Origin of the sequence: Haloferax volcanii DS2 (assembly GCF_000025685.1) — an archaeon.
Classification (GTDB): Archaea; Halobacteriota; Halobacteria; order Halobacteriales; family Haloferacaceae; genus Haloferax; species Haloferax volcanii.
In genome coordinates this window covers 87,563-108,376 of sequence record NC_013967.1, presented here as the reverse complement: position 1 = coordinate 108,376, position 20,814 = coordinate 87,563, and the positions used below count along the sequence as shown (strand labels likewise).

23 protein-coding genes and 1 pseudogene are annotated in these 20,814 nt (G+C 67.3%); 12 read left to right on the top strand and 12 right to left on the bottom strand.

Going from position 1 to position 20,814, the window contains the following annotated elements; all coding sequences use genetic code 11:
* Window positions 1-3 precede the first annotated feature (3 nt).
* The gene (locus tag HVO_RS05225) at window positions 4-1,050 is read right to left on the bottom strand and encodes a PAS domain-containing sensor histidine kinase (protein WP_004045206.1); all 1,047 of its coding nucleotides are present in this window, start codon (window positions 1,048-1,050) and stop codon (window positions 4-6) included.
* 185 nt (window positions 1,051-1,235) lie between these two features.
* On the opposite strand from HVO_RS05225, the gene sufS reads away from it, so the two are divergent.
* The 3 genes from sufS (at window position 1,236) to sufU (ending at window position 3,672) form a co-directional block, all read left to right on the top strand.
* The gene (gene sufS / locus HVO_RS05220) at window positions 1,236-2,510 is read left to right on the top strand and encodes a bifunctional cysteine desulfurase/selenocysteine lyase SufS (protein WP_004045203.1); all 1,275 of its coding nucleotides are present in this window, start codon (window positions 1,236-1,238) and stop codon (window positions 2,508-2,510) included.
* Between the two features lie 73 nt (window positions 2,511-2,583).
* A complete protein-coding gene (locus HVO_RS05215; RefSeq protein WP_004045201.1) occupies window positions 2,584-3,171 on the top strand; it encodes a mechanosensitive ion channel domain-containing protein in 588 nt (195 codons plus the stop codon).
* Between the two features lie 72 nt (window positions 3,172-3,243).
* Window positions 3,244-3,672: a Fe-S cluster assembly sulfur transfer protein SufU gene (gene sufU, locus HVO_RS05210; protein WP_004045199.1), complete on the top strand. Its 429-nt coding sequence runs from the start codon at window positions 3,244-3,246 to the stop codon at window positions 3,670-3,672.
* A gap of 46 nt (window positions 3,673-3,718) precedes the next feature.
* Here sufU and HVO_RS05205 read toward each other — a convergent pair whose 3' ends face one another.
* The 5 genes from HVO_RS05205 to htpX form a co-directional block, all read right to left on the bottom strand.
* Entirely contained in the window at window positions 3,719-4,132 is a 414-nt protein-coding gene (locus HVO_RS05205) for a DUF1641 domain-containing protein (RefSeq protein ID WP_004045197.1), read from the bottom strand.
* Between the two features lie 10 nt (window positions 4,133-4,142).
* Window positions 4,143-5,288, bottom strand: coding sequence for an NAD(P)/FAD-dependent oxidoreductase (locus HVO_RS05200; RefSeq protein WP_004045195.1), 1,146 nt, complete (start codon window positions 5,286-5,288; stop codon window positions 4,143-4,145).
* 250 nt (window positions 5,289-5,538) lie between these two features.
* Window positions 5,539-6,570: a DNA repair and recombination protein RadA gene (gene radA, locus HVO_RS05195; protein ID WP_004045193.1), complete on the bottom strand. Its 1,032-nt coding sequence runs from the start codon at window positions 6,568-6,570 to the stop codon at window positions 5,539-5,541.
* 258 nt (window positions 6,571-6,828) lie between these two features.
* A complete protein-coding gene (pspAB, locus tag HVO_RS05190) occupies window positions 6,829-7,434 on the bottom strand; it encodes a PspA-associated protein PspAB (protein WP_004045188.1) in 606 nt (201 codons plus the stop codon).
* 6 nt (window positions 7,435-7,440) lie between these two features.
* Window positions 7,441-8,322 (bottom strand): zinc metalloprotease HtpX, encoded by an 882-nt coding sequence (htpX, locus tag HVO_RS05185; protein WP_004045186.1) that lies wholly within the window; start codon window positions 8,320-8,322, stop codon window positions 7,441-7,443.
* 124 nt (window positions 8,323-8,446) lie between these two features.
* On the opposite strand from htpX, the gene HVO_RS05180 reads away from it, so the two are divergent.
* Together HVO_RS05180 and HVO_RS05175 are read left to right on the top strand one after the other, a co-directional pair.
* On the top strand, window positions 8,447-9,085 hold the full coding sequence (locus tag HVO_RS05180) for a phosphoribosyltransferase (protein WP_004045184.1): 639 nt from the start codon (window positions 8,447-8,449) through the stop codon (window positions 9,083-9,085).
* 77 nt (window positions 9,086-9,162) lie between these two features.
* Window positions 9,163-10,290 carry a 60S ribosomal export protein NMD3 gene (locus HVO_RS05175; protein ID WP_004045183.1) on the top strand — a complete coding sequence of 376 codons (1,128 nt, stop codon included), beginning with the start codon at window positions 9,163-9,165 and terminating at the stop codon, window positions 10,288-10,290.
* A gap of 136 nt (window positions 10,291-10,426) precedes the next feature.
* On the opposite strand, the gene HVO_RS05170 is transcribed toward HVO_RS05175, so the two are convergent.
* The 3 genes from HVO_RS05170 to HVO_RS05160 all read right to left on the bottom strand — a co-directional run bounded on the left by HVO_RS05170 (window position 10,427) and on the right by HVO_RS05160 (window position 13,221).
* Window positions 10,427-10,621, bottom strand: coding sequence for a DUF7317 family protein (locus HVO_RS05170; protein ID WP_004045182.1), 195 nt, complete (start codon window positions 10,619-10,621; stop codon window positions 10,427-10,429).
* Between the two features lie 404 nt (window positions 10,622-11,025).
* On the bottom strand, window positions 11,026-12,936 hold the full coding sequence (locus tag HVO_RS05165; RefSeq protein WP_004045179.1) for a helicase C-terminal domain-containing protein: 1,911 nt from the start codon (window positions 12,934-12,936) through the stop codon (window positions 11,026-11,028).
* 81 nt (window positions 12,937-13,017) lie between these two features.
* A complete protein-coding gene (locus tag HVO_RS05160) occupies window positions 13,018-13,221 on the bottom strand; it encodes a DUF7561 family protein (protein WP_004045177.1) in 204 nt (67 codons plus the stop codon).
* Between the two features lie 117 nt (window positions 13,222-13,338).
* Here HVO_RS05160 and HVO_RS05155 point away from each other — a divergent pair, with 117 nt between their 5' ends.
* The 3 genes from HVO_RS05155 to HVO_RS05145 all read left to right on the top strand — a co-directional run bounded on the left by HVO_RS05155 (window position 13,339) and on the right by HVO_RS05145 (window position 16,079).
* Entirely contained in the window at window positions 13,339-14,223 is an 885-nt protein-coding gene (locus HVO_RS05155; RefSeq protein ID WP_004045175.1) for a YkgJ family cysteine cluster protein, read from the top strand.
* 124 nt (window positions 14,224-14,347) lie between these two features.
* Window positions 14,348-15,280 (top strand): NAD(P)H-binding protein, encoded by a 933-nt coding sequence (locus HVO_RS05150; RefSeq protein ID WP_004045172.1) that lies wholly within the window; start codon window positions 14,348-14,350, stop codon window positions 15,278-15,280.
* A gap of 103 nt (window positions 15,281-15,383) precedes the next feature.
* On the top strand, window positions 15,384-16,079 hold the full coding sequence (locus HVO_RS05145; RefSeq protein WP_004045170.1) for a DUF7530 family protein: 696 nt from the start codon (window positions 15,384-15,386) through the stop codon (window positions 16,077-16,079).
* Window positions 16,080-16,106: 27 nt separating this feature from the next.
* Here the strand turns inward: HVO_RS05145 and HVO_RS20800 are convergent, their stop codons facing one another.
* Window positions 16,107-16,283: a DUF5786 family protein gene (locus HVO_RS20800; protein ID WP_004045169.1), complete on the bottom strand. Its 177-nt coding sequence runs from the start codon at window positions 16,281-16,283 to the stop codon at window positions 16,107-16,109.
* Window positions 16,284-16,448: 165 nt separating this feature from the next.
* Here HVO_RS20800 and HVO_RS05140 point away from each other — a divergent pair, with 165 nt between their 5' ends.
* Window positions 16,449-17,456 carry a DUF5784 family protein gene (locus HVO_RS05140; RefSeq protein ID WP_004045168.1) on the top strand — a complete coding sequence of 336 codons (1,008 nt, stop codon included), beginning with the start codon at window positions 16,449-16,451 and terminating at the stop codon, window positions 17,454-17,456.
* A 162-nt stretch (window positions 17,457-17,618) separates the two neighbouring features.
* Here HVO_RS05140 and HVO_RS05135 read toward each other — a convergent pair whose 3' ends face one another.
* Window positions 17,619-17,903, bottom strand: coding sequence for a DUF5789 family protein (locus HVO_RS05135; RefSeq protein WP_004045161.1), 285 nt, complete (start codon window positions 17,901-17,903; stop codon window positions 17,619-17,621).
* Window positions 17,904-18,035: 132 nt separating this feature from the next.
* Between HVO_RS05135 and HVO_RS05130 the strand changes: the two genes are divergently transcribed.
* The gene (locus HVO_RS05130; RefSeq protein WP_004045159.1) at window positions 18,036-18,830 is read left to right on the top strand and encodes a PHP domain-containing protein; all 795 of its coding nucleotides are present in this window, start codon (window positions 18,036-18,038) and stop codon (window positions 18,828-18,830) included.
* 75 nt (window positions 18,831-18,905) lie between these two features.
* Window positions 18,906-19,070, top strand: coding sequence for a DUF6757 family protein (locus HVO_RS20795; RefSeq protein WP_004045157.1), 165 nt, complete (start codon window positions 18,906-18,908; stop codon window positions 19,068-19,070).
* A gap of 80 nt (window positions 19,071-19,150) precedes the next feature.
* Here HVO_RS20795 and HVO_RS05125 read toward each other — a convergent pair.
* Window positions 19,151-19,663: pseudogene (locus HVO_RS05125) on the bottom strand (DedA family protein).
* 105 nt (window positions 19,664-19,768) lie between these two features.
* On the opposite strand from HVO_RS05125, the gene hemB reads away from it, so the two are divergent.
* Entirely contained in the window at window positions 19,769-20,752 is a 984-nt protein-coding gene (gene hemB / locus HVO_RS05120; protein WP_004045148.1) for a porphobilinogen synthase, read from the top strand.
* Window positions 20,753-20,814 lie beyond the last annotated feature (62 nt).

Below are 20,814 nucleotides of genomic sequence, written 5' to 3'. Positions count from 1 at the left end.
ACGTTACGCCGGGCGCTCGACGCCCGTTATCTCGAAGCGAGCGCCGCCGCCCTCGGCCTCGGTGACGGCGACGTCCCAGTCGTGGGTGCGGACCGCCTGCGCGACGATTGACAGGCCGAGACCCGTCCCCTCCTCACCCGTGGAGTAACCGGCTTCGAACACCACGTCGCGCGTCTCCGTGGGGATGCCGACGCCGTCGTCCTCGACGTAGAAGCCCGCTTCGGCCGCGTCGCCATCGAGGACGCCGACCGTCACGGTCAGGTCGTCGTCGCTCGCGCCGTGCTCGGCCGAGTTCCGAAACAGGTTCTCGAACACGTGTCCCAGCAGGTTCGAGTCCGCCCGGAACTCGACGGAGTCGGCGACGACGAGCGTGGCCGTGCCGGTTTCGACGTGTTCCCACGCGGCCGCCGCGCGGGTTTCGAGGTCGACAGTCGACAGCCCTTCGACCGTGTCGTGACGGGCCAACACCAGCGCGTCGGTGATGATGTCGTCCATCCGGTCGAGCGCGCCCGCGACGCGTTCGAGTCGGTCGGAGGCGGCCGTCTCGTCGAGGAGCGATTCGACGTAGCCGACGGCGACCGAAAGCGGGTTTCTGAGGTCGTGCGAGAGCATCCGCGCGAGATTCCGGAGGCGCTCGGCCTTCTCTTCGGCCTCCAGTTCCGCGCGCTTTCGGTCGGTGATGTCGAGGTGTGCGATTTGAACGTACGTCTCGCCGTCGTCGGTGAATCGAGTCGCCCGCATGGTGAACCAGAGGCGCTCTTCGGGCGTCTCGCAGGGGTATTCGAAGGAAAACTCGTCTCTGTCGTCGTCGATGACGGCGCGGATGCCCTCGCTGGCCGTCGTCGCGTCGGCGTCGGCGCTGAGGTCGCAGACCCCGAGGTAGTTCGTGCCGACCGAACTGCTGTCGCCCTGATAGTCGTGTTCGGTTCCGAACTCCCGCCACGCGCGGTTGGTGTAGAGGATGACGCCGTCCTCGTCCAGAATCGCGAGTTGCGTCGGAAGCGCGTCGAGGCTCGAAAACGCGAGCGAGGACGAGGTGGCGTTCGACATTGGTGGATGAACGGGCGTGAGCTACTTGATTCGTTTGGGCGAGTGAGCGACACGTCGCCACCGCATCGCGATTGCGTCACCGCCACCGGCCACAGTTGCCGGCTGACGAAACCGAAATCGGTTGCAGAGCCGCGTGCGGACCGAAGACGTGTTGTGCCTACGGCGGTAACTCACACCCAATGAGAGTGCAGGAGTCGTACCCCGTCGACGTCGACGCTATCCGCGCGGATTTCCCCATCCTCGAGCGGAAGGTCGGCGGCGACATCTCGACGCCGGGTGAACACGACGACGACACCACGCCGCTGGTCTACCTCGACAACGCCGCGACGAGCCACACGCCGGAACAGGTCGTCGACGCCATCGTCGACTACTACCACGGCTACAACTCGAACGTCCACCGCGGCATCCACCATCTGAGCCAGGAGGCCTCGGTCGCCTACGAGGACGCCCACGACCGCGTCGCGGAGTTCATCGGCGCGTCCGGCGGCCGCGAGGAGGTCGTCTTCACGAAGAACACCACCGAGTCGATGAACCTCGTCGCCTACGCGTGGGGCCTCGACGAACTCGGGCCGGGCGACTCGGTCGTCATGACCGAGATGGAACACCACGCCTCGCTGGTCACGTGGCAGCAGATAGCCAAGAAGACCGGTGCCGAGGTGCGCTACATCCGCGTCGACGACGACGGCCGCCTCGACATGGAGCACGCGAAGGAACTCATCGACGACTCCACGAAGATGGTCTCGGTCGTCCACGTCTCGAACACCCTCGGAACCGTCAACCCGGTTTCCGAACTCGCGGACATGGCTCACGAGGTCGGTTCGTACATCTTCGTCGACGGTGCGCAGTCGGTCCCGACCCGCCCGGTCGACGTGGAGGACATCGACGCCGACTTCTTCGCCTTCTCGGGCCACAAGATGTGCGGCCCGACCGGCATCGGCGCGCTCTACGGCAAGCGCGACATCCTCGACGAGATGGGGCCGTACCTCTACGGCGGCGAGATGATTCGGAGCGTCACCTACGAGGACTCCACGTGGGAGGACCTCCCGTGGAAGTTCGAGGCGGGCACGCCGCCCATCGCGCAGGGCGTCGGCTTCGCCGCGGCCGTGGACTACCTCGACGACATCGGCATGGAGAACGTCCAAGCCCACGAGGAACTGCTCGCGGAGTACGCCTACGACCGCCTCACCGAGTTCGACGACATCGAGATTTACGGCCCGCCGGGCGACGACCGCGGCGGCCTCGTCTCGTTCAACCTCGACAGCGTCCACGCCCACGACCTCTCCAGCATCCTCAACGAACAGGGCGTCGCCATCCGCGCCGGCGACCACTGTACCCAGCCGCTCCACGACAAACTCGGCGTCGCCGCCTCGACGCGGGCGTCGTTCTACATCTACAACGCGAGAGAGGAAGTCGACAAACTGGTCGACGCTATCGACGCCGCTCGCGAACTGTTCGCCTGAGTACCCGGTTTTTCGCGGTGTCGGAGCGCGACCGTCCCAATACATTTGTCCCGCTGACACGTCGTCGGAGCGTATGCTCCAATCGCTGACCGGCTTTCTCGTCGAGACGCTCCGCGAAACCATCGCGGAGTTCGGGACCGCGGTGCAGGACGCCGCGCCGAAGGTGCTCACCGCGGTCGTCTTCCTCGCGCTCGCCTACGTCGGCATCAAGGCGATACTGTTCGTCGTCCGCGGCGTGCTCGACGGGCTGTACCCCGAAGAGCAGGACCTCGTGGTCGAACTCGGGGTCGCCGTCGCGGGCGTGTTCCTCTGGTTCGGCGCGGCGCTCGCGCTGTTGAACATCGTCGGGATGACGGAAATCGCGGCGAGCCTCGGTACCGCGACCGGCTTCATCGCGCTGGGCGTCTCCTACGCGCTGTCGAACATGATAGCCGACACGGTGGCCGGCGTCTACCTGCTTCGAGACCCCGATTTCAACCCCGGCGACCGCGTGAAATCGGACCCGGTGACGGGGACGGTCAGCTCCATCGAACTCCGAAAGACGCGCTTCGAGAGCGACGAGGGCGACACCGTCGTCGTGGCCAACCGCGACGTCGAAAAGAAGTGGACGAAGTACGACGCGCCGGCGGCCGAAGACGCGTCAACGGCCGACGCGACGTAAGCGACGAATTCGGCCGAATCGCCGGCCCCGGAATCCTTTTACGGCGCTCGGGCGTACTCCCGACGAACACCAATGGGCATTGGCTCAGACATGTATCGTCAGCAGATAATGGACCACTACAAGAACCCCCGGAACCACGGTCGGCTGGAGTCGCCGACGTTCACCCACACCGGGGAGAACCCCTCCTGCGGCGATACGATTACGATGGACGTGCAGCTCGCCGACGACGGCGAGACCATAGAGCGCGTCGCGTTCTCCGGCGATGGCTGCGCCATCAGTCAGGCGTCCGCGAGCATGCTCACCCAGCGACTGCCGGGCACGACGCTCTCGGAGCTGGAAGCGATGGACACCGACGACATCACCGAGATGCTCGGCGTCGACATCTCGCCGATGCGAATCAAGTGCGCCGTCCTCGCGCGACAGGTCGCACAGGACGGCGCGAAGATTCACGACGGCGAGATAGAAATCGAGAAAACGAAGACCGAAGACGGCGACGACTGAGCCGGCTTCGGCCGGCAGCGGCACGGCGAACCGAACGCGATTCGAGTTATTCTTCGTCCGTCCCCGCGCCGAGCGCCGCCGCCAGCGCGACGAGGTAGCCGAGCCCCGCTTTGACCTCGGGGTCGCGAGTGGCCCGCAGGAGGCCGACCGCGCCCACGGGCGTCGCCTCCGCCTCCTCCGCGTCGCCGACGGCGCGGAGCAGGCGCTTCATCCCGGCGACAGTGTCGGGGTCGGAAGCGTCGTCTGCGACTTCCGCGAGCGAGGTGCCGGTTCGCGCGAGCGACCGTACCATCTCGTCGTCGAGCGCGCCGACGCCGAGTTCGAGCACGTCGATGAGGTCGTTGACGAGACCCATCCGCTCGACGAGGAGCGCGACCTCCTCGGGGTTGTTCTCGATGGCCCGTACGAGTTCCTCGGGCACCTGCTGTTCTGTCGTCGTGGTTGGTTCGTGGTCCTGCATTGGTCTCACCTCAGAGCATCCCCCTGGCGGTCAGCCAGTACGATTCGTTGTACGCGTGTTTCGCCCAGTGGACGGGCTTCGACGGCTGGCGCATCGTCGCGGGCGTCTCGTAGTCGAACGAGACGAACGACGCCTCGTCGAGGCCGGTCTCGACGAAGCAGACGGTCTTGCCGTCGTAGCGCTTCGTCGGCGTGCGACCCCGGACCTCCGCGGCGATGCGCTCCGCGACCGCAAAGGCCTGGAAGTGCGCCGCGCTCCCGGCTTTCGGGATGGGCAGCGCCGCCGTGTCACCGATGGCGTACACGTCCTCGGCGGCGGTCGCGTGGAGGGTCCGCTGGTCCACGTCGACCCAGCCGGCGTCACCGAGGCCGGAGTCAGTGATGAGTTCGTCACCGCGGTGCGGCGGGATGCCGACCAACAGGTCGTAGTCCACCTCCGCGCCGCTTTCCGCCGAGACGACCCGTTCGTCCGGGTCGACGGCGTCGACGACGAAGTCGGTCTCGACGCGGACGCCCCGTGCGGCCAGAATCGGGTCGGCCCACTCCGCGACCTCGGGCTTCCCGTGGCTCCGCTCCATCGGGTAGGTGTAGACGAGGTCCGTGTCCTCGCGCAGCCCGCGGCTCCGGAGCCAGTCGTCCACGATGAACGTGAATTCGAGCGGCGCGGCCGGGCACATGTGGGGCGTCCCGACGACGCTCAACACGAGGCGACCGCCCTCGAACTCCGCGAGCGCGTCGCGGAGCCGTTCGGCCCCATCGGCGTTGTAGAAGTGGTGTGCGCCCTCCCGGAAGCCGGGAACCGCGTCGGGGTCGAGCTTCGCGCCGGTCGCGAGGACGAGCGTGTCGTAGTCGAGTTCCTCGTCGCCGTCCTGACAGTAGAGGCACTTTTCGTCGGTGTCGACCCGGCGAACGCGGTTGGTGACGATGTCCACCCGCTCGTCGACGAGGTCCCGCAGGTCGCGGACGCCGTCGTCCGGCTCCGCGACTCCGAACGGGACGTACAAGAACACCGGCTTGTAGACGTGTTTCGTATCGTCGGAGACCAGCGTTACCCCCACGTCGCCGTCGTCTATCTCCGATTCGAGTTCCTCGGCGAGACGGTTCGAAACGACCGTCCCACCCGTGCCACCGCCAACGACTACGATTCGGTGCGTCATGGAGTTCACCTACCTAAACGGTAGGCCGCCGACGAGATAGTATTGCAAGCCATTTCCAACATTATGAGAACCAAGCGGCGGTGCGGCCGCTCGGGGGACGAGACGAAGGGGAGAATGTGGTGGGGTGGGGAGGGTGGAGTGGAGTGGAGTGGAGTGGAGTGAGACGGAGGGAGTGGGGGGAACGGGGACCGCGGAGTCGTGTGAAGTCGGCCGGCCGAGCGAGTGATTGAGCGGCCGACCGAGCGACGGCTTACTCGGGCTTGAGACCGGCGTCCTGTACGCGCATGATGGCCTCGCCGTCGGCGAGGTTCGGCGCGTCCACGAGGCGGACGATACGCTTGTCGCCCTTGGACTTGCGGAGGTAGATGCGGAACGTCGAGGTGTGGCCGAGGATGTTGCCACCGATGGGCTGGGTCGGGTCGCCGAAGTAGGAGTCGGGGTTCGACGAGACCTGATTCGTCACGAGGATGCCCGTGTTGAACAGGTCACCGATGCGCATCAGGTCGTGGAGGTGCTTGTTGAGCTTCTGCTGGCGCTCTGCGAGTTCGCCGCGGCCGACGTACTCGGCGCGGAAGTGAGCTGTGAGCGAGTCAACACAGAGGAGGCGGACCGGCCACTCGGTGTCCTCGTGCTCGCCGGCGAGCTCCTTGGCCTTCTCGGCGAGAAGAATCTGGTGGTTGGAGTTGAACGCCTTCGCGACGTGAATCTTGTCGAGGAAGTCGTCGACGAGCGCCTTTATGGTCTCCTCGTCGTCGATGGAGCCCTCCATCTCGCGGTCGTCGAGCGTCGCTTCGAGCGCCTCGTCTTCGAGCCCGCGGACCATGTCGTCGATACGCTCGGGGCGGAACGTGTCCTCGGAGTCGATGAAGATACAGCCGCCGCCGAGGCCGCCCTGTTCGGGCGGAAGCTGGACGTTGACCGCGAGCTGGTGGGTTATCTGGGACTTCCCGGCACCGAACTCGCCGTACACCTCGGTGATGGACTGCGTTTCGAGACCGCCGCCGAGGAGTTCGTCCACTTCGTCGATTTGCCAACTCAGCTTGCCGATCTGTTGGCGTCGTTCGAGAACCATGGAACCGGTCTCGAAGCCGCCCACGTCGGCCGCGTCGCGGGCCGCGTTGATGATGTCGGAGGCCGTGCTGGAGCCGATGTCGGCCTTGTTCGACAGTTCGCCGGGGCTGGCGACCGCGATGGACTGGTAGCTGTCGTAACCGCTCTCGACGAGTTTGTCGGCCGTCGCCGGGCCGACGCCGGGGAGACTTTCGAGGTCGTCTTCTGCCATACCCAGTCGTTCCGCCTATACCCTCATAAACCCTCGTTAACAGCAAGATGAAAGTGAAAACGGGAGACGTGGTGGGGTCGGCAATCGGGCCGGTGCGGAGATTCAAGGGCGATATCGCGAGGACGGGGGCGGACGGGAGAGACTGGGTCGGCTCCGAACTCGGCTGAGAGCGCGGGCTGGCGCGGAAGTAGAATCGAACAGAAAGGAAAGGGGTCGGGGGCTGACGACGAGAGCGTCAGGCACGACGGGCGAGCGCGGTTAGTCCCACGGATGGCCGTTCGGCGTCGACGGCCACAGCGGGTACCAGTAGCTCTCGTCGCCCTCGATTTCCAGTTCGCCGTCGAGGACGGATTCGAGTTTGAACTCCAGACTCTGATTCCGCGTCGAGGTGCCCTGCGGGGCGAAGGGGTAGTACGCCCCGCGGCGGAACGAGTAAATCCAGTAGGCGCGGTCGCCGTCGCGCTCGAAGCCGAACAGGGCGGCGAGCAGGCGCGACCCGTAGCCGCGCTCGATGAACTCGTCGGCCGCGAAGTGGACGCTCGTCACGAGGTCCTCGGGGTCGTCGTCGGCGAGGACGACCCAGTTGTAGCCGTGGCCGTCGGTGTGGCGGCTGAACTCGGTGCCGGTCTCTTCGCTCCCGGCGGTGAGGATGTCTTCGACGGCGTCGACGGTGTCGGCGAAGTCGGTGCTGTCGACGGAGGAGAAACACAGCGCCGCCTCGTCGGCCGAGTCGAACCGGAGGTCGGCCTCCATCGTGAGGTACGCCGTGCTCATCCCGAAGAGGTCCTCGGGGTCCGCTTTCGTGGTCGCGTCGGACTCGGCGCTGATGCCGAGCATGGCGCGGAATGAATCGAACAGCCCCATCGGAACTCAGGCGGTCTCCATCTCGCGCTCCATGTCGCGGAGGCGCTCGACGCGGTTCTCGGTGGAGGGGTGGGTACTGAACAGGCGACCGATGAAGTCGGACTTGATGGGGATGATGAAGAACGCGTTCATCTCCGAGGTGTCGCGCATGTCGCGCTTCGGGACGTTGTCCATCCGGCCCGAAATCTTGAGGAGCGCGGACGCCAGCGCCGAGGGGCGGCCGGTGATGACGGCGGCCCCGCGGTCGGCGGCGTACTCGCGGTAGCGCGAGAGCGCCCGAATCAGGAGGTACGAGATAATCCAGACGACGAGCGACGCGATGATGGCGACGATGACCGGCGCGTTCTGGCGGTTGTCGTCGCCGCCGAAGAGCCAGCCCCAGCGGACGATGAGGAAGGCGATACTGGAGAGGAACGACGCGATGGTCATGACCATCACGTCGCGGTTCTTCACGTGCGCGAGCTCGTGGGCGATGACGCCCTCCAGTTCGTCGTCGTCGAGGGTCTCCATCAGGCCGGTCGTGACGCAGACGGCCGAACTCTTCTGGGAGCGCCCCGTGGCGAAGGCGTTCGGGACGCGCGTGTCGGCGATGGCGACCTTCGGTTTCGGGAGGTCCGCCTGCTGAGAGAGCCGGCCGACCATCGCGTGGAGCTTCCGCGCCTGCGGGCCGTCGTCCTCGTCGACGACGCTCGCGCCCATGCTGTACAGCGCGATTTTGTCGCTGAAGAAGAACTGCGCGAAGAGGAAGACGCCCATGAACCCGGCCATGATGAACAGGCCGTCGAAGTACCATGCCAACAGGCCTGCAAAGACGATGTAGAGGGCGAACAGGAGGAACATCGTGAGCGCCATCCGCCCGCGAAGTCCCCAGTCCGGTTTCCAGTTCATACCACGTGATTAGTAATCCGGCTAATAAACGCTGTTGGAGTGCGAAGCCCTCGCACGCGACCGCCCCAGTCGTGAAGAATCGGAATATACCGTTTTGCCGCGGGAGCGCGTAGCTCCGGGTGACATGTTCGCCGATAGGGAAGACGCGGGCCGCCGGCTGGCGGACCTGCTCGACGAGCGAGATGAGACGGCCGACCTCGTGTTGGCCATCCCGCGGGGCGGCCTCCCCGTCGGCAGGGAGGTCGCAGACCGCCTCAGAGCGCCGCTCGACGTGGTGGTCGCCTCCAAGGTCGGCGCGCCGGACAACCCCGAACTCGCCGTGGGGGCGGTCGCCGGCGACGGGAGCGCGTGGTGGAACGAGGACCTGCTTTCGTACCTCGACGTGGGCGAGGACTACCTCGACCGCGAGCGCGAGCGCGAGGCCGCGGCGGCCAGAGACAAGGTGTCGCTGTACCGCGGCGGCGACCCGCTTCCCGACGTGGCCGAAAAGCGCGTGGTCGTCGTCGACGACGGCGTCGCCACGGGCGCGACCGCCCGGGCGTGCCTGCGGCAGGTCGTCGCCGGCGGCGCGGAGCGCGTCGTTCTCGCGGTCCCGGTCGGCCCGCCGAACACCCTCTCAGAACTCGAAGCCGAGTGCGACGCGGTCGTCGCGGTCGAGTCGCCGGAGGCGTTCGGGGCCGTCGGCGCGTTCTACCGCGACTTCGCGCAGGTCTCCGACGAGGAGGCCGCGACGTACCTCCGCGACGGGGCGGGCGAGCACTGAGGCGAGTTGCTGACGGCCGAGGCTCACCGGCGCGCCGTGACGCCGAACTTAAGCGGTCGAACGGACTAGAGCCGTCAATGAGCGAATCCCGCGACTTCTGCCCTCGGTGCGGCGACCCGGTTCCGGAGCGACCGGAACCGCTCCCCGGGATGCCGCGCGAGCGCGACGACGTGCTCTGCGACTCGTGTTACTTCGAGGACTTCGACCTCGTGGACGCGCCCGACGAGGTGCAGGTCCGCGTCTGCGCGCAGTGCGGTGCGATTCACCGGGGCAACCGGTGGGTGGACGTCGGCGCGCGCGACTACACCGACATCGCCATCGAGGAGGTATCGAACTCCCTGGGCGTCCACCTCAACGCCGAGGAGGTCCGCTGGGGCGTCGAACCCGAGCAGGTCGACGAGAACAACATCCGGATGCACTGCCACTTCTCGGGCGTCGTCCGCGGCACGCCGCTGGAGGAGTCCATCGTCGTCCCGGTGAGCATCGCCCGCGAGACGTGCCAGCGCTGCGGCCGCATCGCCGGCGGCTACTTCGCCAGCCTCGTGCAGGTCCGCGCCGACGACCGGACGCCGACGACCGAGGAGGCCGAGACGGCCATCGAAATCGCCGAGTCCTACATCGCGGAACGCGAGGACAAAGGCGACCGCAACGCCTTCATCACGGAGGTGAACCGGACGCCCGACGGCCCGAACATCAAGATATCGACCAACCAGATGGGAAGCGGCGTCGCGAAGCAGATTCGCGAGCGCTTCGGCGGCACCATCGAGGAGCACCCGACGCTCGTCACGGAGGACGGCGACGGCAACGAGGTCTACCGCGTCACGTTCGTCGCCCGCCTGCCGCGGTACACCGCCGGCGACGTCATCGACCCCGAGGACGGCGACGGGCCGGTCCTCGTGCGGAGCAACCGCGGCCGACTCAAAGGAACGCGGCTCACTTCCGGCGACCTCTACGAATCGGAGTTCGAGGAGGGCGAACGACCCGAGGCCGAAGACCTCGGCTCCATCGAGGACGCGGCGGAGACCACCGTCGTCACCGTCGAGGACGAACACGCCGTACAGGTGCTCGACCCCGAGACGTACGAGGCGAAGACCATCCCGCGGCCGGACTACTTCGACCCCGACGCGTCGATGGTGCCGGTCCTCAAGAGTCCGTCGGGGCTGCACATCTTCCCCGAGGAAGTCGTCGACGACGACGAGGAGTAAGCGAGAAGCGGCGAGGAGAGAGGCAGAACACGACGAGATCGTCGTTTTCGGTTTGTACGACTCGCGGTCCGAGCCAGCGAGATCGCCCAGAGAGCGGTCGCTAAGAGACGGGCGATAATCGAACGACGAAGCAGAATCAGTCGGCGCTGGCCGGCCGGTCAGCCGAGAGGGATGCGGCCGGAGCGTCGTCTTCGTGCACGGGCACACCGTGGCGCTGGAGGGCGAGGAGCAGGTCGTCTTCGGAGTAGCCGGAGCGAGCGGCCGCCTGCGAGAGTGTGAGTGCCCCACTACGATACAGTGTCATCGCCGTGGCGAGTGCGTTGGTGTGCATGACCGATACTCCACCATTCAGGGGCATTGGTGTTAACTATTTCGTGAGAAAGCATATCAAAGACAAAGTTAGTAGAAATATAGATTTACAAACGTTGCGCTATTCTCCATCTACGCTCTCTAAACGGTTAAACGCATTAACAATCATTGAGGAAACGTGGCGGAGGCGGCGACTCTCCTGGACACTATGGCGATTTTTGCCGGACAAACGAGATGTGATGGCATGACATCGTGAGGATGGCACCGACTGTCGGGCGGGGTTATCACTCGTGGGAACCGGTTCAGAAACGTTAATTACCGGCCGACCGACCCACACCCATGGATAGACAGCAGTTCCTCGCGTTGACGCTCGTCGCGCTCATGATCGGGTCGACGCTGTTCTCCGCGGCCAGTGTCATTCTGTAATCACTCACCCCACACGTCGGAAAGCGGGTGACTGCTCCGGCCGCTGTCGTCAGCGCTCCCGTCCGAGCCACCGGTCTCGCGGCCGTCGGAACCGCCGGACGACGTACCGCCGGAGCCGCCCGCGCGACTCCCAGCGGACCTCGAACCGCGAGTCGAGTCGCGCCGCGAGTCGGAGCCGGAACCCGACGCTCCTCGCGACCGACCCGTCGAACCGCCGAGATTCGCGGTCCCGCCGGTTGCGTTGCCCGCGTTGCTCCCGCGGCCGCCCGCCACGACGGGGTCGAACTCGGGGAGGTCGGGTTTCGTCATCCGGTCGACCTGCGCCGCGAACCAGTCGGGCATGTCGGTCCGCGTCTTGTCGAACAGTTGCAGCAGACTGCTGTCGGCGACGTAGGTGTCGCCGTAGTCGTCGGGCGCGCGCACGACCCGGCCGCAGGCCTGAATCACGGTTCGGAGGGCGGCGCGGCGGTACCACGCCCACTGGCCGTCTTCGAGGCGGCGGGCGACTCTGGAGTCGTTCGTGTTGAGATACGGCGCTTTGCAGAGCACCTGCCAGCGACAGAGGTCGCCGTTCAGGTCCAGCGCCTCCTCCATCTTCACCGAGAGGAACACCTCCGGGCGGTCGGTCGCCTTCCACGTCTCCAGTTCCGCGTTTCGGTCGTCGCGGTCGTGGCCGCGGACGCGGTTGCCGAGGCCCATCTCGGCGAGTCGGCGGCGAAGCTCCGCCTGAATCGCATACGAGTGGCAGTGAATCAACCCCTTCTCGTCGGGATGTTTCGCCATCAGGCGAACGACGAGGCGGGCGATTTTGGGCAGCGTCTCGTCGCGGTGCTCGTAGGTCATCTTCCCCTGCGTCACGTCGTACAGCGGCCGGTTCTCGACGGGGAAGGTGTGTTCGACGTCCACGAGCGCGACCTTCGAGGGGTCGAGGCCGACCGAGCGGCAGAACGCCGCCTTGTTGAGGATGGTCGCAGACAGGAGCGCGAACTTGTTTCCGCGGTCCCAGACGGTGTGTTTGAGGTACTTCGCGGGGTCGAGCGGCTTGATGGCGATGGGCGACCCCTCGCCGTCGTGCTGGTCGACGACCCACGTCGTCGGGCTCTGGGGGTCGCGGTAGTCCTCCACGAACCAGTTCAGCTCGCCGATGAGCTCCTGTAAGCGGTCGCGGCGGGCGGCCTCCTCGGGCATCAGTTCGGACTTCGTCAGCAGCTCGTCTTTCTCACGCTTGCAGACGCCGACGAGCGTCTCCGCGAAGCGCGAGGCGCGCTCGACGGGGTCGCCCGCGGCCGCCACGTCGGGGACGCCGATGTCGTCCCACACCGGGACGGTCCGGGGTTTCAGGTCGATAGTCGCGTACATCTCGGCCCACTCGGCCAGTCCGTGGGCCTCGTCGACGACGACCACGTCGCGCTTTCGGAACACGTCGGAGCCGGCGGTCTGCATGAAGTACGCGAGCGTCATCGCCGCGATTTGGCGGTTCGAGGCGATGGCGCGGTCGGAGAAGTACGGACAGCGGTGCCGAACCGAGCAGTCGAAGCCGCGCTTGCGGGCGCAGGGGGCGCGGTCGACCGGCGTGTCTTCCTCGCCGCGGATGATGCAGTTGTAGTTGGACTTGCCGCGGATTATTTTGAGGTCCGAAAGCAGGTCGTCTTCGGCCACGTCGTCCAGTTGCGACACCTGCGGAGTCGTGTAGTAGGCGTCGGTCGCCTGCGCGGGCGAAGTCTCGTCCACGGTCGCCGCCGACCCCGCGATGGCGCGGGCGAGAAGCGACTTGCCGCTCCCGGTCGGCGCGCGGACCAAGACCACGTCGTTGCCGTCGGCGAAGGCGTCGCGAATGTCGCGCAGGGCCCGCTCTTGCGCGCCGCGGAAACTGGGGGCCGGAAACGAGTCGATGATGCGCGACGGGTCCACGGTCAATGGAGTCCTCGGACGGGCCTAAATCCACCGCTCCGGGGTGCGGTCGCGGCATCGACAAGGCCGAGAAATCGGAGCCTAAAGCGCCGCCACGTCCTCGGCCGTCGGTTCGCGGTCGCCCGGGAGTCGCTCCATGCAGTCGAAACAGAGGAAGTGTTCGGAGCCGTCGACGAGTTCCAGCGTCATCCCGCCGGACGAGGAGGTGGGGAAGTTCCAGAGGTCGCCGATGCCGCCGGCGATGCGGACGCCCTTCCCGCAGGCGTCGCACGGTTCGGAGGTCATGAGGGAACCGAAGAGCCGAGGCGGCAAAAGCGCCCCGCCGCGTCTGCGGAAACGTAATCGGCCGGCGCCGCCGACCCGGCGAGAGGTTCTTGTCGGTTGGCGTATAACTTTCGTTCCATGCGCGTCGACTGCGAAGGCTGTGCCGGCTGCTGTATCGACTGGCGACCGGTCGCGCCGGCCGCGCTCGACCACGAGCGTCGCGGGCCGCGCGCGCCGCTCGACGACACCTACAACCTCGTCCCGCTGACCCGCGACGAGGTTCGCGACTTCGTCGAGGCCGGGTTCGGCAATGCTCTCTCCCCGCGGCTGTGGGAAGCGCCGCCGGGCGAGGGCGTCGAAATCGACGGCGTCGAAATCGCGGCCGTCGACGGGAAGCCGGCCTTTTTCGTCGGCATGCGCAAGCCGCCGAAGCCCGTCGCGCCGTTCGGACTGGAACGGACGTGGCTCCGCGCCTGCGCGTTTCTCGACCCCGAAACCCTCCAGTGCCGCATCCACGACACCGAGTTCTATCCCGGCGAGTGCGCCGAGTACCCCGGGCACAACCTCGTCCTCGAACAGGAGACCGAGTGCGAGCGCGTCGAGCGACACCACGGCGGCGAGCGCCTGCTCGACGACGCGGCCCCGGACGACCTTCACGGCCTGCTCCTCGGCCCCCACGCCCTCGGCGCGAAACTGTTCGTCCACCCGGAGCCCGAGCGGTTGGCGGGGACTATCGACCACCTCAAACGCCGCGAACTGACGCCCGAAGACCGCGCGGAGTTCGTCGGCGTCGCGGTCGGGTCGCACCCCGGTTCGACCGAGGTCGACGGCGACCGCGCCTCGCGGGCGCGTGCGAAGACGCTCGAAAGCGAGTCGTGGGCGGGCGAAGCGGTCGCCGCGTGGGACGCGGTCGCCGGTCGCCTCGGGAGCGCGGCCGGCGACGCGCCCGACCCCGACGAGGTCGAAGTCGCTCGCGGCGCGCCCGAAACGCCCGGCTGGGACGCGGTTCGCGACGACGGCTGAGTCGCGGGCGGCGAGCGGCGGGGGAGACGGCGGTCCGCGGTCAGGTCAGCGGGCAGTCGGTGGTCGGTCGGTGGTCGGTCGGACGGGCGATACGTTAACATCGTGAGCGGCGCTACCGTATGGCATGAAAGTTCTCGTGACCGGTGCGACCGGGTTCGTCGGCCGGCACCTCGTACCCCTCCTCCTCGACGCCGACCACGACGTGGTCGTCTTCGTCCGCGACGCGGCGCGCTACGACGGTCCGCCCGGCGTGGAGGTGGTCGAGGGCGACATCTTCGAACCGGCGACGCTCGACCCCGCGATGGCGGGGGTGGACGCGGCGTACTACCTCATCCACTCGATGCACGCCGGCGGCGACTTCGAGGCGCGCGACCGGCTCGCCGCCCGCAACTTCGTGGACGCCGCCGGGTCCGCCGGCGTCGAACGACTCGTCTACCTCGGCGGCCTCGGCGAGGACCGCGACCAACTCTCGGCGCATCTGCGGTCGCGCCGCGAGGTCGAACACATTCTCGCGTCGGGCGCGCCCGCACTCACGACGCTCCGGGCGGCCATCATCGTCGGCGCGGGGAGCGCGAGCTTCGAGATGGTCCGCCAGCTCGCCACGCGCCTGCCGGTCATGGTGACGCCGCAGTGGGTCGAGACGCGGTGTCAGCCCGTCGCCATCGCGGACGTGGTCGCCTACCTCGCGGGCGTCCTCGACCACCCCGAGACGGCGGGCGAGACCTACGAAATCGGCGGCCCCGACGTGCTCACCTACCGGGAGATGCTCCAGCGCGTCGGCGCGCAGTTGGGCCACGCGCCGCGAATCGTCCCCGTGCCCGTGTTGACGCCGCGGCTCTCGTCGTACTGGATCGGCCTCGTGACCGACGTGGACACGGGCGTCGCCCGCCCGCTCATCGAGGGGCTGAAAAACCCCGTCGTCGTGGGCGACGACCGCATCCGCGACATCGTCGCGGTGGACGAGACGCCGTTCGACGCCGCGGTCGAGCGGGCACTCCGCGAGGAGCGCGAGCAGCGGGAGAAAACCGTCGAACCGGCGTCGACGACTCCGACGTGAACGGGACCCGGATCGCCCGTCCGCGCGCCTCGACCGCCCCGACCGCCCCGAGCATCCCGAGCGCGGCGGCGATTGATATACCGCGGGGCCGTAGGAGCGGGACATGAACGACGCCCCGGAGTACGGCGAGACGTGGGTGTACGAGAGCATCGTCGGCGCGCTCCCGGGCGTGAGAATCGGCGAGGCGGGCGCTATCGCCCTCCAAATCGCCGTGTTCGAGGTCGCGGTGCTCGTCTTCGCGTGGGTGTACGACCTGTGGGCCGCGGCGGTCGCGGGCACCGCGGCCATCGTCGTCGCGGCCGCGGGGAGTGTCGTGATGCTCCGCATGGGCGAGTGGACCCGCGCCGCGAGAGTGCCCGCTCCCTATCGACGCCTGCTGTTCGGGTCGAGCATCGAAGTCGTGCTGGGTGTGCTCGCGTTCGTCGCGCTCGTGACGCATCTGTTCGTCTTCGACCCGCGACAGCCGGGGACGCCGCTCATGACGACGCTGTTCGGCCCCGAGCCGCCGGTCGTGGTCGTCTACCTGACGCTGCTCGTCCTCTGGGACCTCTGTTACCGAATCGGCACGTCGTGGTGGGCGGCCGTCGTCGGCCTCTGGGGGGCCATTCGCTACCGATTCGACGGTCCGACCGCCGAGACGGTCAGGCGAGTGAACCTTCTGAACGTCGGCTTCGCGGTCGCGCAGGTGCTGTTGCTCCCGTTCGTCGCGGACCAGCCGGTGCTGTTGCTCGCAGTCGGCGGGCACGTCGTCGCCGTGACCGTCGTCTCGGTGACGGCGGCGGCGCTGACGAGGACGTGAGGGACGCAGGAACAGGAGAGGGGACGGTCAGTCGTCGGACTTCATCCGCTTGAACTGTTCGAGCAGCGCGTCGGTCGAGTCGCCGGAGTCGTACTCGACGCTGCCGTGGTACGTCTTCCGGTCGTCGTCGGTACCGGGTTCGACCTGGCTCGTCATCCGCTCGCGGCGTTCGTGTTCGGCTTCGTCGTATGCCCCCATTGACATGGTTCGACTTACCATGTGGTATAGTACCACATATAACTATCGGAGACGTTCACAATCGTGATATTCTGGAGACGGGGGACCGGAACGCCGAACCGAGCGGGGATGGAGCCGAAATTCGGGGCTGTCGCAGGAAAGCGTAAAAACAATCGCCGAACTACACCGTGTGTGGCACGCCCGCTTCGCTTTCGTTACGCCCCCGGTCGCTGGGACGAGTCGCGCATCGGCCGCGATATCTTCCAGCCGCTCGACGCCAACCTCGGTGCCGAGATGGGTGCGCCGTGGTACGCACCGCCCGACGGCTACGAGGCCCGACGGTTCGATATGGACAACGGCGACACCGCGCTGTTCGCGTGGACCGACGACCACGCCTACTGGATCGGCAACACCGAGACGCCGAGTTCGCTGTGGCGGACCGACAAGGAGGGCTTCGACGAGGCCCCCTTCGAGGTCTCCCGGTGGGCCCAGCGCGAGCTCATCGCCGAGCTGTTCGACCAGTCGCCGTGGCTGAAGCCCTATTCGCACCTCTCGTGGTTCTTCCTCCCGGTGTTCCTCTCGAAGGACGGCCGCGAGACGACCCGCGAGTTCTTCCACGACCACGCCGCGGGCTTCCCGGACGCGACCCGCAAGGAAGCCCTAGAGTTCTACGAGTCGTTTTTCGCCACGGGCGTCCTCGACGAGTACCGCGAGGTCATGGCCGGAAAGCTCGGCACCTCGGAGTACTTCGACCCGATACGGATGGCCGCGGCGATGGGCGAGTTCGACGTGGCGTACCTCCTCGACGACGCGGGCTACGACATCACGCCCGAAATCGCCGTGGCGACCGGCCACTCCATCGACTTCCGCGCCGAGAACACCCGCGCGGGCGGCGCGCTCATCGAGGTGACGCGCCCGCTGCCGCCGAACCGACGCTCCGTGAGCAACCCCGTCGCCGCCATCCGCGACACGGCTCAGACCAAGACCAACGGTGAAGGCCAACTCGCGGAACACGGCGGCGGCGTGACGCTGTTCGTCGACTGTTCGTCGTTCCCCGACGACGACTGGGCCGCCATCATGGGCGAGAAGCCCGACGTTCGGCACCGACCGGCCGTCGTCTTCCGCCTCCGGCCGTCGGGAGCGGTCGAAGGCTACTCCAAGGGGTCGGTCCCGGTGGACCTGCCGTGGCTCACCGAGTGACGGGGCGGACTCCTGTCGGCCGTCGGCTGTCGGCCGCTTCGGCCCGTGAACGGCGGTGACACGGGCGAATCAGCGAATGAACGAATCAACGAGCGGGACGCCGAGCCGACGGCTCGGGAATCGCGGGGAGAAAGAAAAATCGGAGCGAGACGAGAGCCGACCTCAGAACGAGACCATCTCTGGTCCGTTCTCACCGAGCGGGGACGGGTCGCGGTCACTGTAGTAGCGGCGACCGATTGCCTCGTGTCCGACACCGGTCAAGAGGGCGTCCCGCACGTCCTGCGGGCACGTGTACGTCTCGTCGCCGAGACGGGCCAGGATTTGTGCGACGGTCTCCTGACCGTTCTGGAGCTCGATTACTTCGTCGCCGTGACGTTGGGCGAAGTCGGTCGAGCTAATCGGGTATTCGTGGCGATCAATCGCGTCGCCGAGTCCGTTCAGGCGCATTACACCCACAACTGGACCGCCATCATTCTTAATGATTTTCCATGTATTTGATTAGTGGCATTGGAGTCCTTAATCGTCCTTAATGACGTACTGGGCGCAACGTTTGTCTCCCCCTCGCCCCGACCACGAGACATGGACGAAAGCCCGCCGGTCGCGGACCTCCATCTCCACACGACCGCCTCGGACGGCCGGCTCACTATCGACGCGCTCCCGGACGCGGCCCGCGCGGGCGGGGTGGACGTGGTGGCCGTGACGGACCACGACCGCTATCACCCGGAGCTCGACGCGCCGGTGGTCGAACGCGACGGCGTGACAGTCGTCCGCGGCATCGAACTGCGCGTCGACGCCGGCGACCGCCGGGTCGACCTCCTCGGGTACGGTCTCAGGGAGCGGCCCGCTCTCGTCGAGACGGTCGAACGACTCCAGCGGAACCGCGTCGAACGAGCGCGCGAAATCGTCGCGGCGATCGAGGAAGAAACCGGAGTTCGCCTCGAGATCGACATCCACGACGGCGTCGGCCGGCCGCACGTCGCCCGCGCAATCGACGCCAGCGAGGCACCCTACGACTACCAGGGCGCGTTCGACGAACTCATCGGCGCGGACGGTCCCTGCTACGTCGCGCGCGAACTCCCGACGTTCGACGACGGCGTGGCGGCCCTGCGAGACGCCTGCGACGTGGTCGGCCTCGCACACCCGTTTCGCTACCGCGACCCCGCCGGCGCGCTCGAACTCTGTGCCGACCTCGACGCCGTCGAACGCTACTATCCCTACGGCTTCGATGTCGAGGCGGACCTCGTCGAGGAGGCCGTCGAGCGCTACGGCCTGCTCGCCACGGGCGGGAGCGACGCCCACGACGAGACGCTCGGCCGCGCCGGGCCGCCGGAGACCGACTTCGCCCGGTTCGCCGCGGCGGTAGACGGTCTCTAACCGTGTTAGTCCGTGAATAACCCGGAACGTGCCGTGGGGCGTAGAGTTAAATCCTATCGGAACTGAAGGGGCGGTATGCAGTGTCACTACTGCGACCGTGAGGCCGCATACGCCGCGGAGAAAGACCACATTAAGGTCGGCCTCTGCGAGCGACACTTCCGCAAGCGGGTCGAGGAACTCGCCGAATCCGAGGAACTCGCCGCCCTGAAGGAAAAACTCGATATTAACCGAACAAAGTGACGGCCACCCCACAGCAGTCCCTCCACTAACGTCAGCCTACCGCCGCCGCGCCGACCCGCCTCGGTCGGCGGCGCGTCCGCTCACGCGAGCACTTGGCCGCCGAACACGTACAGCGCCGCGAGCGCGCTCTCGAACACGACGGTCCCGAGCGCCGAGAGCGCGAGGAACCGCTTTACCGACATCCCGGACAGCCCCGCCGGCACGGTGAGCATCCCGCGGGTGAACAGCATCGCGTTGCTCAGCGGAACGACGACGGGACCCCAGCGGTCGAACTAGCCGTCGAACCGGTCGAGGGAGTCTTCGCTGACGCGGAACCACGGCCGCGACAGGAGATACTCGCGGCCGCCCCGCTTGGCGACGAGAAACAGTCCGACCTGACCGACGGTCGCGCCGAGCACGGCGACGGCGAGAATCGGAAGCAGCAGTCGCTCGCCGACCAGCACCAGCGCACCGGGGACGAGGAGTTCGCTCGGCGCGACGTAGAGGAGCATCGCACCCTCCAGCACGAACACGAAAAAGAGGGCGACGAGGGCGAGGTCGGACGCGAGGAGTTCGCGGAGGAAGTCGGGGAGTTGGGCGGTGAAGGCGCTCATGTCGTATGCGTGTTTCGAGCGGAATCATGTTCATTATGGTTTGGATAACGCGGCGCGAACCGACGGGAGCGACGGCATTTTGCCGCCGCCGACCGAACCCGGCGTATGAAGTTCACCGACCGCCCCCGCAGGCTTCGAACCGACGGGATTCGGCCGCTCGTCTCGGAGACGACCCTCGACGCGACCGACCTCGTCGCGCCCGTCTTCGTGGACGCGACGACCGACGAGCGCGTCCCCATCGAATCCATCCCGGGCCACGAGCGCGTGCCGGTCGCGGAGGCGGCCGACCGCGTCGCCGAGGTGCGCGAGGCCGGCGTCAAGGCCGTCATCGTCTTCGGTATCCCCGAGTCGAAAGACCCCGAGGGGTCCCGAGCGTACGCGCGAAACGGGGTCGTACAGGAGGCCGTCCGCGCCATCACCGCCGAGACGGACGCCTACGTCATCACCGACGTCTGTCTCTGTGAGTACACCGACCACGGCCACTGCGGCGTGCTGGAGGACCACGCCGAAGACGACCCGACGCTGACGGTCGAAAACGGGCCGACGCTGGACCTGCTCGCGGAGACGGCCGTCTCCCACGCCGAGGCGGGCGCGGACATGGTCGCCCCCTCGGCCTCGATGGACGGGATGGTCGGCGCGATTCGCACGGCGCTCGACGACGCCGGTCACGACGAGATACCCATCATGTCCTACGCCGCGAAGTACGAGAGCGCCTTCTACGGCCCCTTCCGCGACGCGGCCGACGGCGCGCCGGCGTTCGGTGACCGACGGCACTACCAGATGGACCCCGCGAACGCCCGGGAGGCGCTGCGCGAGGTCGCCCTCGACGTCGAACAGGGCGCGGACGTGCTGATGGTCAAGCCGGGCCTGCCGTACCTCGACATCGTCCGCGCCATCCGCGAGGGCTACGACCACCCGGTCGCCGCCTACAACGTCTCCGGCGAGTACGCGATGCTCCACGCCGCCGCCGAGAAGGGCTGGTTGGACCTCGACGGGGTCGCTCACGAGTCGCTCCTGTCGATGAAACGGGCGGGCGCGGACCTCATCATCACGTACTTCGCAGAGCGCGTGGCGCGGCAGCTCGACTGAGGCGTCGACGGCCGAGTCGAACGCCCCGAACCCGCCAATTCGAACTCCGAACTACGTGACAC

Bases quoted from the DNA above. Each gene is read 5' to 3' on its own strand.
- radA (WP_004045193.1), bottom strand. From the start codon at position 6,570: ATGGCAGAAGACGACCTCGAAAGTCTCCCCGGCGTCGGCCCGGCGACG.
- HVO_RS20800 (WP_004045169.1), bottom strand. From the start codon at position 16,283: ATGTCAATGGGGGCATACGACGAAGCCGAACACGAACGCCGCGAGCGG.
- HVO_RS05205 (WP_004045197.1), bottom strand. From the start codon at position 4,132: ATGCAGGACCACGAACCAACCACGACGACAGAACAGCAGGTGCCCGAG.
- HVO_RS05155 (WP_004045175.1), top strand. From the start codon at position 13,339: ATGCGCGTCGACTGCGAAGGCTGTGCCGGCTGCTGTATCGACTGGCGA.
- HVO_RS05200 (WP_004045195.1), bottom strand. From the start codon at position 5,288: ATGACGCACCGAATCGTAGTCGTTGGCGGTGGCACGGGTGGGACGGTC.
- pspAB (WP_004045188.1), bottom strand. From the start codon at position 7,434: ATGGGGCTGTTCGATTCATTCCGCGCCATGCTCGGCATCAGCGCCGAG.
- HVO_RS05180 (WP_004045184.1), top strand. From the start codon at position 8,447: ATGTTCGCCGATAGGGAAGACGCGGGCCGCCGGCTGGCGGACCTGCTC.
- HVO_RS05160 (WP_004045177.1), bottom strand. From the start codon at position 13,221: ATGACCTCCGAACCGTGCGACGCCTGCGGGAAGGGCGTCCGCATCGCC.
- hemB (WP_004045148.1), top strand. From the start codon at position 19,769: ATGAAGTTCACCGACCGCCCCCGCAGGCTTCGAACCGACGGGATTCGG.
- HVO_RS05170 (WP_004045182.1), bottom strand. From the start codon at position 10,621: ATGCACACCAACGCACTCGCCACGGCGATGACACTGTATCGTAGTGGG.
- HVO_RS20795 (WP_004045157.1), top strand. From the start codon at position 18,906: ATGCAGTGTCACTACTGCGACCGTGAGGCCGCATACGCCGCGGAGAAA.
- HVO_RS05150 (WP_004045172.1), top strand. From the start codon at position 14,348: ATGAAAGTTCTCGTGACCGGTGCGACCGGGTTCGTCGGCCGGCACCTC.
- HVO_RS05175 (WP_004045183.1), top strand. From the start codon at position 9,163: ATGAGCGAATCCCGCGACTTCTGCCCTCGGTGCGGCGACCCGGTTCCG.
- HVO_RS05215 (WP_004045201.1), top strand. From the start codon at position 2,584: ATGCTCCAATCGCTGACCGGCTTTCTCGTCGAGACGCTCCGCGAAACC.
- htpX (WP_004045186.1), bottom strand. From the start codon at position 8,322: ATGAACTGGAAACCGGACTGGGGACTTCGCGGGCGGATGGCGCTCACG.
- sufU (WP_004045199.1), top strand. From the start codon at position 3,244: ATGGGCATTGGCTCAGACATGTATCGTCAGCAGATAATGGACCACTAC.
- HVO_RS05225 (WP_004045206.1), bottom strand. From the start codon at position 1,050: ATGTCGAACGCCACCTCGTCCTCGCTCGCGTTTTCGAGCCTCGACGCG.
- HVO_RS05130 (WP_004045159.1), top strand. From the start codon at position 18,036: ATGGACGAAAGCCCGCCGGTCGCGGACCTCCATCTCCACACGACCGCC.
- HVO_RS05135 (WP_004045161.1), bottom strand. From the start codon at position 17,903: ATGCGCCTGAACGGACTCGGCGACGCGATTGATCGCCACGAATACCCG.
- HVO_RS05145 (WP_004045170.1), top strand. From the start codon at position 15,384: ATGAACGACGCCCCGGAGTACGGCGAGACGTGGGTGTACGAGAGCATC.